Raw genomic sequence first — 12,747 nt, forward strand, 5'->3', positions numbered from 1 at the left:
TCACCACCGCCGACTCTGGCAACCCGAACGAATCTCTCGGGCCGCGTGCGCGTACCACTCCTCGTGCCTCGCCTCAGCCCGGTCGTCACCGTCCTCGCCGCGCTCGTCTGCTCCGTCCCGCTGATGCCCGCCGCCGAGGCCCAGGCCGGCGACTTCCTGCAGCGACAGCGCCGCTACCCGCGGGTCAAGGCCGCGCTGGAGCGCCACCAGGACGACCTCGCCGACCGCTTCCGCGCCGCCGGCGCGGCGTGGCCCCCGCGAGACCTGTTCATCCGCAGCTTCAAGGCCGAGGCCGTCACCGAGCTGTGGGCCGCGGCCGAGCGCCGGGGCGATCCGCACGTGCTCGTGCGCACCTTCCCGGTCTGCCAGAACAGCGGCGTGCTCGGGCCCAAGCGGCGCGAGGGTGACGAGCAGGTCCCCGAGGGTTTCTACCGAGTCAGCCTGTTCAACCCGCAGAGCAGCTATCACCTCTCGCTCGGCGTCAGCTACCCCAACGCCGCCGACCGCCATCACAGCGCCGGCCAGCCGCCGGGCGGCGCCATCATGATCCACGGCAATTGCGTCACGATCGGCTGCATCCCGCTGCGCGACGGCCCGATCGAGGAGCTCTACGTCGCCGCAGTGTTGGCCCGCGACGCCGGCCAGCGCGACATCCCGATCCACATCTTCCCGTGCCGACTCGACGAGCCGACCTGCCAGGCGCGCCTGGCCGCCGACTCCGCCGCGCGTCCCGATCTCGCCGCGTTCTGGGACGGCCTCGTGCCCGGCTACCTCGCCTTCCTCCAGACCGGCGCCCCGCCGCGCGTGGTCGCCGACAAGCACGGCGCTTACAAGCTCGAGCGGCCGCCGCGCGAGCGTCGGCCGCTGATCGCCGCCGGCGAATGATATGTCTTTGAGGACATGTCGTTAGACACATGTCCTCCACGATTTGTTTCACGCCATGTCGAGAGCGATCGGGACCGCCCTGACGCTCGCGGTCACGCCCGGCTGCAGGGACCGGACTTGCCGCGGCGCATGAATCGGGCCAGCATGCCCGCATGCTTGTTTACCTCCATACACGTATCGAGCCGCTGCGGCTCTCGCTCTTCCTGGCGATGGGTCTGCTCGGCGCCTGCGGCGACGACGGCGCGACCTCGGCGGGCACCGACACCCAGACCAGCACCGGCACGACGCAGTCCACCACGGATGGCACCGGCACCCCCACCGGCACCACCGACACCACCGGCGCTCCGACCACCGGCATGACCGGCACCTCGGACACCGGCACTGACACCACGTCCCCCACCACCTCGACGACGACGACCACCGACGGCGAGACCACCGCCGTCAGCGCGACGACGCTCGACACCACGACGCTGGGCACGACCACCGTCGACACCACGACCACCACGAGCACCACCGGCGACACCGACACCGACACCGACACCGGTCCCGACCCCGAGTGCACCATCCTCATGCAGGGCATGACCGATCCGCCGGTGCCGTCGGGGTGGGTCAAGTGCGGCGACAAGCTGCCCCACCGCGTCGCCGAAGAGGTGTGCCTCGTCCCCGCGCCGCCCACCAACTGCCCGCTGAACGGCCAGCCCTGCCAGACCAACGACGACTGCACCGATCAGCCGTTCGGCTCGTGCCAGTACTTCAACGTCGGCTTCGAGGGCTGCGGCTGCACCTACGGCTGCGAGACCGACGCCGACTGCGACGCCGGCTTCGTGTGCCGCTGCGGCGGCGACATCCTCGGCGCGGTCTCGCAGTGCGTCCCGTCCGAGTGCACCAGCGACGCCGACTGCGGCGACCAGCTGTGCCAGTTCTCGCAGTCGATGGGCTACGACTGCGCCGCCGAGGTCGTCAACGGCGCCTGCACCACGCCCAACGACCTGTGCGACACCGACCCGCCGTGCGGCGACTCGCCGTGCGCCTTCAACACCGACAACGACGTCTGGGAGTGCTCGCTGGTCGCCTGCGGCCGCCCGTTCATGGTCGACGAGCAAGCCGTCACCGCGCCCGCCGCGGCGCGCGACGACTGGCGCGCGGTCGCCTCGGTGCCCATGGCGCCGTCGCAGCTGCGCGCGGCGCTGGCGGCTCACTGGACGCAGATCGCTCTGGCCGAGCACGCCTCGGTCGCCTCGTTCGCGCGCCACGTCCTGCAGCTGCTCGCCGTCGGCGCGCCGCCGGAGTTCGTGCTCGACACCCAGCGGGCGCTCGCCGACGAGATCGAGCACGCGCGTCTGTGCTTCGCGCTGGCAAGCAGCTACGGCGGCGCGGGCGTCGGCCCGGGCCCGCTCGCGCAGGCGCACGAGCCCGGCGCTGCGGACCTCGAGTCGGTGGTCGCCGCCGTGATCCGCGAGGCCTGCGTCGGCGAGACCCTGTCCGCCCTCGAGGCGCGCGAGGCCGCCGAGCGCGCCGAAGATCCGGGCCTGCGCCGGATCCTCGGCCGGATCGCCGACGACGAGCAGCGCCACGCCGAGCTCGGCTGGCGCTTCGTCCGCTGGGCCCGCGAGCAGCTGGGCGACGACGCCCGCGCCCGCACCGACGCGGTGTTCGCTGACGCGGTCGCCGAGGCCGCCGCCGCCGCCGGCAACATGGCCCGAGAGGCAGGCACCCCCGAGCTCCGCGCCCACGGCGTCGTCGACGCCCCGCTGCGCGCCTCGGTGTGGCTGCGCGGCCTCGAGGGCCTGGTCCAGCCGGCCGCCGCCGCCCTCCGCGCGGCCGCCTGAGCGAAAGGACATGGCGAAGAGGACATGTCCTCGGCGCCATGTCCTCATCCCGAACGCGGGCAATACGCCCGAAGGACATGTCCGATGCGACATGTCCTGTTCGCCGCGTCACCTCAACCCCCGCGGCGCACCTTCGCCAGCACCGCGGCCATCTGTGCGTCGTCGGCGTAGAACTCCGCCACCCCGCTGAGGTCGGCGATCGACTCCGCCAGCGCCCCCGCGTCGTGCATCCCGTGGGCCAGCAGGTGCGCCAGCCGCCCCTCGACCTGCGGCCGCGAGCGCGGCGTCACCAGCTCGAGCAGCCCGTCCTGCAGCAGCGCCGCCACGATCGCCGCCGCCCGGCGGTCGGCCGCGTCGTCCGGCGTCGGCTCGTCCGGCGACTCTTCTTCCTCCTCGAGCCCGAGCAGCTCCGACACGTGCCCGAGGATGTCCTCCGCAGTCGACCGCGGATCTTCATCCTCCTCGTCCTCGGCGAAGTCCTCGTCCTCCTCCGGCGGCGGCAGCGGCTCGTCGTAGCACTCGACCGCGGTCGCCGAGATCACCACCACCAGCGTCGCCGGGCTGACGAAGCGGAGCTCCTGTTCGCCACGGCCGCCGACGATCGACATCACCGGGAACGCCTCCGACACCGACTCCGCCACCATCACCGGATTGACCTGCAGCTCCGCCGGGATCGCCATCGACTCGAGCAAGCGCCGTGACATCGCCGCAGCATAGCCGATCCTCGCCGCGACGGCGGGGAATCACCCGTCCTTCTGACCTGTCCATTCGACCAGATCACGCCAGCGACAGCGGCCGCAGGCCCGTCACGATCCGCACCGCCAGCGCCGCCTCGGCCGGCACCTCGCGCAGGTCGATGCGGAACACCCTGCGGTCCTGACCCGTGAAGTGATGGCGGATCCACCGGTCCGCCGCCTCGCCCGGGCTCGTCAGCCGCACGTACACCCGGTGCTCCGCCGGCAGCCTGGCGCCGTGGATCTCGAGCCACCGCGGCGCCAGCCACGGCACCCGCAGCGTCACCCCGCGGGCCGCCAGCGCCGGCGCGTCCACCCGCCCGCGCCGGTTCGGCCGCGGCACCACGAAGCGCTCGAACACCCTGCCGATCAACAGCCCGAAGTCGATCGCCAGCGCCACCGCGCGGCCCTCGCCGTCGAGCCCCCAGTAGCTGGCGTAGATCCCGTCACCATGACCCGACGAGAACACCACCACCGAGTGTCCCTCGACCTCCACGCGGGCCCACGTCCAGCCGCCGCGGTCGTGCTTGTCGAGCAGCCCCAGCAGCTCCTCGGCCACCGCCTCCGTCGCCAGTCCGGTGATCGCCCCCGCGCTGGCGAACGCCGCCATGCCCGCGTCGACCCCGAACACTCCGCCTTCGACCTCGACCCACCGCGCCACCGGCGTCTCGGCCAGCACCACGCGGGCCGCCGCCACCTGCTCCACGCCATCTTCTGCGCGCGCCAGCGCCAGCTCGACCCGCCCGCGACCCGCGATCGTCCCCGTGGGCGGCGTCGCAGTCTGCAGCTCGCTCGCCAGCGGATCGCCGATCGCCACTCCCGCGAGCTCGAGCTCGCCGAGCGGCTCCACGCGGACCGCGATCGTCGCCCCGTCGTCGTCACGGAACAGCTGCCCCTGTGACATGAAGGCCAGCTCGAGGTCGGAGCGCACGTGCGTCACGGCCGCCCGTCTACTCCGACCGCGCGTCTCCGGCAATCCCCCGGAAGCCCGAGAAAGCCGCGTTCCCTGGTCCGCGCGAGCTCGCGCGCCGGGCTCCTCCGCGAGGGTTTCCGGGCCTGTCGTGCCCCACGGGCGGCCCGTTATCCTGAGGTGATGCTTCGCCGGTCGCTCGCCCTCGTCCGCGCCTTCGCCGTCGTCTCGCTCGCTGCCTGCACGGTGCCCGACGACGACGACAGCGCCTCGGCCAGCGACGCCGGCACTGCCCCGCCGAACAGCGGCACCGGCGACACCGCGCCGACCACCGGTGCGCCGACCACCGGCGAGATCGTCCCCGAGGTCGACTGGCCGACCCTCGAGTGCGACCCGCTGGTCCCGAGCTATTGCGGCTTCCCGTTCCCCTCCAACGTCTTCACCAGCGCCGACCCGACCACGGTCACCGGCCGCCGCCTCGCCCTCTCCGCGGCCTTGATCCCCGACCGCGCCCAGGGCCAGCCGGCGCAGCCCGACCTGTGGAACCGCTCGGACGGCTTCTCGCCTGGCCTTGCGGTCATGTCCCATCTGCCAGGTGCCACGGTCGCCGGCCTGCCCGGCCCGTGGACGCTCGAGGACTCGCTCGCCTTCGACTCGCCGACCGTCCTCATCGACGCCGACACCGGCGAGCGGATCGCCCACTTCGCCGAGCTCGACATGTCGCACGACCAGGACGACCGGCGCGCCTTCATGCTCCGCCCCGTCGTGCGCCTGACCGACAATCACCGCTACATCGCCGCGATCCGGCGCGTCGTCGACGGCGACGGCGACGCGCTGCCGCCCTCGCCGGCGTTCAAGGCCCTGCGCGACGACGAGGCCTTCGACGACCCCTCGATCGGCGAGCGCCGCGGCCTCTACGCCGACATCTTCACGCGCCTCGAGCAGGCCGGCGTCGCCCGTGACGACCTCCAGCTGGCCTGGGACTTCACCACCGCCAGCCGCGAGCACAACACCGCCGGCCTGCTCGAGATGCGCGACGAGGCGCTCGCGGCGGTCGGCGACGACGGCCCGGCGTACACCCTCACCCTCGTCGACGCCGAGCACCCCGACCCGCGGATCGGCCTCTACGTCGAGGGCACGATGACCGTCCCGCTCTACCTCGACCAGCCGGGCCCGGGCGCCCGCCTCGTGCTCGACGACGACGGCTTGCCGCAGCAGAACGGCACCGCCGAGTTCGAGTTCACCGTCGTCATCCCGCAGAGCGCCTTCACCACCCCGGCCACGCCGCTGCAGTACGGCCACGGCCTGCTCGGCTCGGGGCGCCAGGAGCTTCAACTCGACCCCAGAGTCGCGTTCGCCGACACCTACGGCTACGCCCTCTTCGCAGTCGACTGGATCGGCATGGCCGCGGACGACTCCGTCGCGATCGCCGACCTCGTCGCGGCCGGCGACCTCGAGCAGTTCGTCACCCTCGTCGACCGCCTCCACCAGGGCATCCTCAACGCGCTGCTGGCCATGCGCCTCGTCAGCGGCGCCCTCGTCGACGACCCGATGCTTCAGCCCATGGGCCAGCCGCTGATCGACCCGAGCGAGCGCTACTACCACGGCGACTCGCAGGGCGGGATCCTCGGCGCCACTTACATGGCCCTCAGCACCGACGTCGAGCGCGGCCTGCTCGGCGTCCCCGGCCAGCCGTACAGCCTGCTGCTCAACCGCGGCGAGGCCATGGGCGAGCTCTTCGCCCCGCTGAACAGCGCCTTCCCCGACGGCCTCGATCGCCAGCTGGTGCTCGCGCTGTTGCAGATCCTGTGGGACCGCACCGAGCCGACCGGGTACAGCCACACCATCCGCACCGGCAACCTGCCCGGCTCGCCGCCCAAGGAGATCCTGATCGAGGTTGCGATCGGCGATCACCAGGTCAGCACTCTGGGCGCCCACATCATGGCCCGCGCGATCGGCGGCATCGCCAACATCGCCCCCGAGAACCGCGCGATCTGGGGCATCGACAGCGCCGCCGCCCCCTACACCGGCTCGGCCATGGTCGAGTACGACTTCGGCCTCGCCCCCGAGCCCACCACCAACATCCCGCCCTCGGACGGCGAGGACCCCCACGCCAAGCCGCGCGAGCTGCCCGGCGCCGCGCAGATGCTCGACCGATTCCTGCGCACCGGCGTGGTCGAGACCTACTGCGACGGGGCCTGCGACCCCGAGTGAGCGCCAGCGAGCGGCCGCCGCGCGCGGGCTTGGGCCGCGCCGGCGATCCATGGCATCCTCGGCAGGACGATGCTCGTGGCCCTCGCCATCGACCCGCTGAGCGCCTCGACCTCCGTGATCGCCCGCCTGTTCCCGGTGGTCTACGTCGGCGGCCTGGTCGCGCTGGGCCTCCTGGTCTCGTTCGTCCTGCGCAAGCTCGCCACAGTCGAGACCTTCCGCCAGGTCCACCCGTGGATCCCGCTGCTCCACCTGGCGGTGTGGTTGCCGCTGGTGTGGCTGCTGCAGCACCGCCTCGCGCCCGCGGCCAGCAGCGCCGACGGGTGGTCGCGCGGCCTGTGGCTGCTGGTGTTCGCCGTCGCCGCGCTGCCGTGGCTGCGCAGCGTGTGCCTCGGGGTCGTGTTCGCGGTCGAGGCCCGCTACAAGATCGGCGACGACCTGCGCGTCGGCGACGTCGAGGGCCGCCTCGTCGGCGTCGGCCTGCGCGCGATCACCCTGCGCGGCCTCGCCGGCGTCGACGCCACCATCCCCTACGAGCGCCTGCTCCGCGAGCCCGTCGTCCGCCTCAACCTCGGCGAGCACGACACTCCCTGCGATCTCACCCTCGACGTCCCCGCAGGCATCGCCCCCGCCCGCGCCGCCGACCTCGCCCGCCAGGCCGCCGCGCTCAGCCGCTACGCCTCGCCGCGCCGCCCGCCCGAGGTCTTCCTCGCCCCGCGCCAGGGCAGCGCCCTCGATCTGCAGCTGCGCGTGCGCGGCTACCTCTACGACCGCGAGCACGACGACCGCTTCCGCAGCGACCTCGTCGAGCGCCTGCACGCGGTCTTCACCGCCGAGCTCGCGGCGGGCCGTCCCCAGTGATTCTCTCCGCGCGCACGCGACTCGCCGCGCCCGGTCGCTCCCGTCGCCGCGTCACCGCGCCTCTCGCCCATGCGAATCGCCGCGCTCAGTGACTTCCACATCGGCGCGCGCGCCGGCATGGACGAGTTTCGCCACGACGAGGCCGCCTTCCTCGACAAGCTCGCCCGCGTCGTCGCCAGCCACGATCGCGTCGTCCTCGTCGGCGACATCTGGCAGACCGACCACGACCTGTTCACCGGCCCGCGCGCCGCGGCGCGTCAGCTCCACCGCGCGCGCAGCCGGCTGCCGCGGCTGACCCGCGCCCTCGACCGCCTCGACTACGTCCACGGCAACCACGACTTCATCGCCCGCGACGAGCTCGGCGCTCCGTCCGAGCTGCAGCTCGACGCCGACGGCTGCCGCGTCCTGTTCATCCACGGCCACCAGCACGACCCGGTGTTCGCCCGCGCCTACGCGGCGGCCCGCGCCGCCACCTGGTTCACCGGCCGCCTGCGCCGCGCCGGCCTCGGCCCCGTGGCCCACTACTTCGAGAAGAAGGACGTAGCGATCAAGCACCGCCGCTTCGGCCACGCCGCCGGCCCCTACGCCGCCGCCGCGGCCGCCCTCATGCGCGAGCGCGGCGCCGACTTCGTCGTCATGGGCCACACCCACGTCGCCCACGCCCATCACCTGTCCGAAGGGACAGTCATCAACACCGGCACCTGCTCGGCCGGCCGCTTCACCGTCGTCACCATCGACACCGCCGCCCGCACCGCCACCATCGCCGACGGCCCGCCGGCGTGACCTGTCCCCGGGGACATGCACGAGCGGCCCCGACTCACCGCCCCGTCGCGGCGAGCGTCTGCAGGGCGATGCTCTCGATCGTCTCGAACACCCCCACCCCGGTGCAGGCGACCGCGGCGAAGGCCGGCCGGCCGTACGGGTTGCACTCGGCCTCGAGCTCGGCCACGGCACGCGCTCCCGGCAGGTCGCGCTTGTTGAGCTGAAGCGTCAGCGGCAGGTCTTCCAGCCGCCGCCCCTGGGCGGCGATGCAGCGCTCGAGCTGCTGCAGCGCGTAGGTGTTCGCGTCCGCGACGTACGGGTGCGAGTCGACCACGAGGACCACCCCGTCGACCTCCGCCAGCACCTGCTCCTTCGCACCCTCGATGTGCAGGCAACCTGGCGAGCACACCAGGTGCAGCCGCACTCCCAGCCCACCCGGCGACCGCAGCGACTTCGCCAGGACGAAGCACTCGAGGCTCCTCGACGTCTCGGTCGCGAGGCTGACCATCCTCGTTTTGTTCTCCGGCCGCGTCCTGTTGTAGATGTACTGTAGATTCGTCGTCCGCCCGGCGAACGTCGCCCCGTGGTACACGATCTTGAGGCGGATCTCCCCCGCGGCCGCGTCGACGAAGGCCATCGCTTCGACCCTACCGCAACCTCGCCCCGGTCCGGGTGACGATCGAGCACGGATGCCGCGGCGCGGGCGAAGGGTGCTATGGATACGTTCGGCGCGTCTACGCGATGGTCCCATGACGGTCCGCCCATGCCGCGATTTTTGCATCTCCGCCTGAGCTTCGCATGCAGCTGCCCCTCGTCACCTCTGCCGGCGTGTGGCCCCCGGTGCTCGTCACCGCCGGCCCGGGCGCGCGCAGCGAGGCCCACGCCCACCACGCCATGCACCTCGTGCTCGCGCGGGTCGGCACGCTCGCAGTCACTGCCGGCGACGCCACTGTGCGCGCCGCGGGCATCGTCACCGCGCCGGACCACGAGCACGCCCTCGACGCCCGCGGCGTCGACATCGTCCTCGTCTTCTTCGACCCCGAGAGCGACGCTGGCGAGCGCCTGCGCGCCGGCCTCGACGCGCCCGTCCGCGCCATCGATGCGCCCGAGCGCGACGCCTTGCTCGCCGACCTGCCCGCCGACGCCGGGCCCGAGGCCCTGCACGCGTGGGGCCACGCCGCCGCCGAGCGCCTGTCCTTCGAGACAGCTGTCCCGAGAGTCATCCACCCGCGCGTGCGCAAGCTGCTCCGCGCCCTCCGCAGCGCCGAGCCCGAGGCCGACACCTCCTTGCCGGGCCTCGCCGCCCTCGCTGGCCTGTCCGAGGGCCGGCTCGTCCACGCCTTCCGCGACTCGGTCGGCATCCCGTTGCGCCCTTACCTGCTATGGCAGAAGCTGCAGCGAGCCGTCGTCGCCATGGCCACCGGCGAGCCCCTGGCCCGCGCCGCCCACTCGGCCGGCTTCGCCGACGCCGCCCACATGAGCCGGACCTTCCGCCGCATGTTCGGCATGACCGCCTCCGAGCTGCAGCGCAACCTCCCGCGCCCGCCCTGAGCCGGCGCAGGCCGGGCGTGCCTCGCCTGCGCTTCCGCGTGCCACTTTCGCGACCGGTGTCGCTCGCGGCCGGCAGATCGCCAGGTCGACGGACTCTCTCGCGCAGGGCGTGTCCTTTCGTGACCGATGCCGCTCGCAGCCGGCGGATCGCCAGGTCGACGGCTTCGCAGCGTGCAGCAGCGCCACCGGCGTCGGCCTCCATCTGCCTGCGGGCCTCCGGTCGATCGTAGCCAGTCCGTTCAAGCCGCCCGCCGGCCCCCGCGGTACACCCTCCGCATGCGCCCCGACCTCCTCGCCTGGCAGTTCGAGCACTACTCGCTGAACCACGCCGACCGCGCCAACCTCGCCCTGCACGCCGTGACCGTCCCGCTGTTCGTCCTCGGCCTGCCCCTGTTCGTCCTCGCCCTCGCCGGCGGCCGCTTCGGCCTCGCCGGCGTCGGCCTCGTGCTCACCCTCCTCGCCCTCGCCGCCCAGGGCCGCGGCCATCGCCGCGAGCAGCACGCCCCGGTCCCGTTCCGCTCGCGCGGCGACATGATCGCGCGCCTGGTCGCCGAGCAGTTCGTCACCTTCCCGCGCTTCGTCCTGTCCGGCGGCTTCGCCCGGGCCTGGCGGACCGCCAGCCAGCAGGACGCTCAATAAACATGTCCTCGAGGACATGTCTCATGCGCCTCAGGGCGAGCCCTCGACCCCTTGCGGCTCGGGCACCTCGCCGCGACCGCCGGAGAGTCGGCGAGCTCCTGCACCTGGCGGACCTCGATCATCTCCTTGTCCGTGCCGGGCAGTAAGAGCTGTCCCCAAGAACATGCCCTGAAAGACATGGCCGATGCGCCAGCCATCGGAGGCGGCCAGGCGATCGGCCCGGAGCTCGCGCACTCGAGCCGCCTGTCCCGAAAGACAGCCCGCCGTCACCCCCCGCGGGACGGCACCTGCTCGACGCGGTCCTCGTCCTGGCACCACGCCGTCAGCGACCCGCCGTACACGCAGCCCGAGTCGAGGCCCATCGTCTTCGGCCCGCGGTAGTGGCCGCGCCACGCCCAGTGGCCGTGGATCACCATCGGCTCGCCGCGGTAGAACTCGTCCCACGGGCGATACGGCGGCGGGCAGTCCTCGGCCTTGCGGTCGAACTTGCTGCGCTCGCCCGACGCGGTGCAGCAGCGCACGCGCGTCATGAACGACAGCTCCGGCGACTCCAGCCACGCGTCGTCGTGCGGCGCCCCGTTGACCCGCGTGGCCAGCCCGTGCAGGTCGTTCCAGCGCGGATGGAACCCGGCGTGGACCGCCCACACGTCCGGCCCCTTCGAACCTGGCCCCGCGGGCAGGAATTGCAGGGCCGGCATCGCGCGCAGGCGGGCGAGCAGCTCCGGCCCCTCGGGCGCGGCGAGCAGCGGTCCGAGAGTGTCGTGCTTGCGCGGCCATCGCCCGGCGGCGATCAGCAGCGCGTAGACGTCATGGTTGCCGACCACGCCGCGGCCGCCGACGTCCCGCCACAAGCGGAGCGCCGCCAGCGAGTCGGGCCCGCGATTCACCAGGTCGCCGAGACACCACAGCTCGTCCGCCTGCGGGTCGAAGCCGATCTTCCGCAACAGGTCCTCGAACTCCCGGGCGCAACCTTGCAGGTCGCCGATGAACCACCGCATCTTCCGCGCATTGTAGCCGCCTTCCCCCAAGTCGGGAGCACGGCGCCGCCGAGAACCCTTGCCGGCGAACGAGCTCGGCTGTATAGGCGAACACGGGAGGCTATTACCCGTATGCGAACCGTTTGTTCGATCTCCGGCGCCTGCGCCCGCGTCCTCGCCGCGCTCGCGGTCACCCTCACCGCTTGCGGCGACGACGCCGGAACCACCGCCACCGCCACCGCCGGCACGCCGACCACCGCCCCCACGACGCTGCCGCCGCTCACCGCCGGCACCACCGACGACACCGCGGGCACCACCGACCCGGGCACCGCCACCGCCACCGAGACCGGCGGCCCGACCACGTCGACCGGCCCCGCCCCCACCACCAGCACCGGCAACGACAGCAGCGGGATCAAGCTCGACCTCGGCCAGCCCGACTTCCCGAGCGACCCGACAGCCGACACCGACGCCGCCAAGGGCTGCACCGCGGTCGACCTCCTGTTCGTGATCGACAACTCGGCGTCGATGGGCAAGCACCAGGAGGACCTGAGCGCGGTCTTTCCCGACTTCGTCGACGCGATCATCGCCGCCCTCCCGCCCGGCACCGACCTGCACGTCGGCATGACGACGACGTCTTTCTACGACGGCAGCTGCTCGGAGAGCACGGTCAACTGCGTCAGCCAGTCGAGCGAGCAGCAGATCCTCCAGCACTACGTGGCGCCGCCGGCGACCACGAGCGAAAACGGCGGGCAGGGCCGCCTGTTCGAATGGCAAGGTCAGCACTACTTCTCGCTGAACACCGACGACGACCCGGCCGCGCTCAAGGCGTGGTTCACGGCCGCAGCCACCGCCGCCGGCGAGACCGGCTGCTCGTTCGAGATGCCGGCGGCCGCCGCCGGCTGGGCCGCCGACCCGGCCACGGCGCCGACCAACGCAGGCTTCATCCGCGACGCCGGCGCAGTGCTGGTGGTGTTCGTCCTCACCGACGAGCCCGACAAGTCGCCGGAGCCGGTCAGTCAATGGGTCGACAAGCTGGTCGCGGCGAAGCAAGAGTGCGGCGGGATCAACTGCATCCTCGCCTCGGGCCTGGTGCCGTCGTTCTGCTACGACAACCCCGGCGACTCGACGCTGAAGACGTTCCTCGAGTCGTTCTCGGCGCCGCCCTTCACCGGCAACATCGACGGCGACCCCAGCGACTACGCGATGGTGGTGGGTGACGCGCTGGCAGGGGTGATCCAGGAGAAATGCGAAGAGATCGAGCCGCCGGGCTGATCTTCGCTGCATCTTGGGGATCTCGAGTGTCTGGTTTCGCGAATTGCCGACTGCGCCTCGCGGGGGGTCCGGGGAAGGCTGCAGCCGTGAGAGGCCGACCCGCCGCCTCGGGCTCC

At 72.7% G+C, this 12,747-nt stretch carries 12 protein-coding genes; 8 read left to right on the plus strand and 4 right to left on the minus strand.

The window, feature by feature from the left end; genetic code table 11:
* Positions 1 to 63 precede the first annotated feature (63 nt).
* Both OV090_RS13335 and OV090_RS13340 read left to right on the plus strand, forming a co-directional pair.
* Positions 64 to 885: a L,D-transpeptidase family protein gene (locus tag OV090_RS13335; protein WP_267703991.1), complete on the plus strand. Its 822-nt coding sequence runs from the start codon at positions 64 to 66 to the stop codon at positions 883 to 885.
* 152 nt (positions 886 to 1,037) lie between these two features.
* Entirely contained in the window at positions 1,038 to 2,714 is a 1,677-nt protein-coding gene (locus OV090_RS13340; RefSeq protein ID WP_267703992.1) for a ferritin-like domain-containing protein, read from the plus strand.
* A 113-nt stretch (positions 2,715 to 2,827) separates the two neighbouring features.
* Here the strand turns inward: OV090_RS13340 and OV090_RS13345 are convergent, their stop codons facing one another.
* Positions 2,828 to 3,418 carry a hypothetical protein gene (locus OV090_RS13345; protein WP_267703993.1) on the minus strand — a complete coding sequence of 197 codons (591 nt, stop codon included), beginning with the start codon at positions 3,416 to 3,418 and terminating at the stop codon, positions 2,828 to 2,830.
* Positions 3,419 to 3,491: 73 nt separating this feature from the next.
* Positions 3,492 to 4,388, minus strand: coding sequence for a DUF4241 domain-containing protein (locus tag OV090_RS13350; protein ID WP_267703994.1), 897 nt, complete (start codon positions 4,386 to 4,388; stop codon positions 3,492 to 3,494).
* Positions 4,389 to 4,541: 153 nt separating this feature from the next.
* Between OV090_RS13350 and OV090_RS13355 the strand changes: the two genes are divergently transcribed.
* From OV090_RS13355 to OV090_RS13365, 3 genes are all read left to right on the plus strand, one after another.
* Complete coding sequence (locus tag OV090_RS13355; RefSeq protein WP_267703995.1) at positions 4,542 to 6,572, plus strand: hypothetical protein; 2,031 nt, start codon at positions 4,542 to 4,544, stop codon at positions 6,570 to 6,572.
* Between the two features lie 69 nt (positions 6,573 to 6,641).
* On the plus strand, positions 6,642 to 7,430 hold the full coding sequence (locus tag OV090_RS13360) for a mechanosensitive ion channel domain-containing protein (RefSeq protein ID WP_267703996.1): 789 nt from the start codon (positions 6,642 to 6,644) through the stop codon (positions 7,428 to 7,430).
* 69 nt (positions 7,431 to 7,499) lie between these two features.
* Entirely contained in the window at positions 7,500 to 8,213 is a 714-nt protein-coding gene (locus OV090_RS13365) for a metallophosphoesterase family protein (protein ID WP_267703997.1), read from the plus strand.
* 34 nt (positions 8,214 to 8,247) lie between these two features.
* Here the strand turns inward: OV090_RS13365 and OV090_RS13370 are convergent, their stop codons facing one another.
* Complete coding sequence (locus OV090_RS13370) at positions 8,248 to 8,829, minus strand: GTPase domain-containing protein (protein ID WP_267703998.1); 582 nt, start codon at positions 8,827 to 8,829, stop codon at positions 8,248 to 8,250.
* A gap of 161 nt (positions 8,830 to 8,990) precedes the next feature.
* Here OV090_RS13370 and OV090_RS13375 point away from each other — a divergent pair, with 161 nt between their 5' ends.
* Complete coding sequence (locus OV090_RS13375) at positions 8,991 to 9,743, plus strand: AraC family transcriptional regulator (protein ID WP_267703999.1); 753 nt, start codon at positions 8,991 to 8,993, stop codon at positions 9,741 to 9,743.
* Positions 9,744 to 10,019: 276 nt separating this feature from the next.
* Complete coding sequence (locus OV090_RS13380; protein ID WP_267704000.1) at positions 10,020 to 10,382, plus strand: terminase; 363 nt, start codon at positions 10,020 to 10,022, stop codon at positions 10,380 to 10,382.
* Positions 10,383 to 10,648: 266 nt separating this feature from the next.
* Here the strand turns inward: OV090_RS13380 and OV090_RS13385 are convergent, their stop codons facing one another.
* The gene (locus tag OV090_RS13385; RefSeq protein ID WP_267704001.1) at positions 10,649 to 11,380 is read right to left on the minus strand and encodes a metallophosphoesterase; all 732 of its coding nucleotides are present in this window, start codon (positions 11,378 to 11,380) and stop codon (positions 10,649 to 10,651) included.
* 111 nt (positions 11,381 to 11,491) lie between these two features.
* Between OV090_RS13385 and OV090_RS13390 the strand changes: the two genes are divergently transcribed.
* Positions 11,492 to 12,631 (plus strand): hypothetical protein, encoded by a 1,140-nt coding sequence (locus OV090_RS13390; RefSeq protein WP_267704002.1) that lies wholly within the window; start codon positions 11,492 to 11,494, stop codon positions 12,629 to 12,631.
* Positions 12,632 to 12,747 lie beyond the last annotated feature (116 nt).

The sequence above is a fragment of the Nannocystis sp. RBIL2 genome (assembly GCF_026626745.1).
Taxonomy (GTDB): Bacteria; Myxococcota_A; Polyangia; order Nannocystales; family Nannocystaceae; genus Nannocystis.

Coding starts and splice junctions, on each gene's coding strand:
- OV090_RS13340 (WP_267703992.1), top strand. CDS start 1,038: ATGCTTGTTTACCTCCATACACGTATCGAGCCGCTGCGGCTCTCGCTC.
- OV090_RS13345 (WP_267703993.1), bottom strand. CDS start 3,418: ATGTCACGGCGCTTGCTCGAGTCGATGGCGATCCCGGCGGAGCTGCAG.
- OV090_RS13355 (WP_267703995.1), top strand. CDS start 4,542: ATGCTTCGCCGGTCGCTCGCCCTCGTCCGCGCCTTCGCCGTCGTCTCG.
- OV090_RS13360 (WP_267703996.1), top strand. CDS start 6,642: ATGCTCGTGGCCCTCGCCATCGACCCGCTGAGCGCCTCGACCTCCGTG.
- OV090_RS13365 (WP_267703997.1), top strand. CDS start 7,500: ATGCGAATCGCCGCGCTCAGTGACTTCCACATCGGCGCGCGCGCCGGC.
- OV090_RS13370 (WP_267703998.1), bottom strand. CDS start 8,829: ATGGCCTTCGTCGACGCGGCCGCGGGGGAGATCCGCCTCAAGATCGTG.
- OV090_RS13375 (WP_267703999.1), top strand. CDS start 8,991: ATGCAGCTGCCCCTCGTCACCTCTGCCGGCGTGTGGCCCCCGGTGCTC.
- OV090_RS13380 (WP_267704000.1), top strand. CDS start 10,020: ATGCGCCCCGACCTCCTCGCCTGGCAGTTCGAGCACTACTCGCTGAAC.
- OV090_RS13385 (WP_267704001.1), bottom strand. CDS start 11,380: ATGCGGTGGTTCATCGGCGACCTGCAAGGTTGCGCCCGGGAGTTCGAG.
- OV090_RS13390 (WP_267704002.1), top strand. CDS start 11,492: ATGCGAACCGTTTGTTCGATCTCCGGCGCCTGCGCCCGCGTCCTCGCC.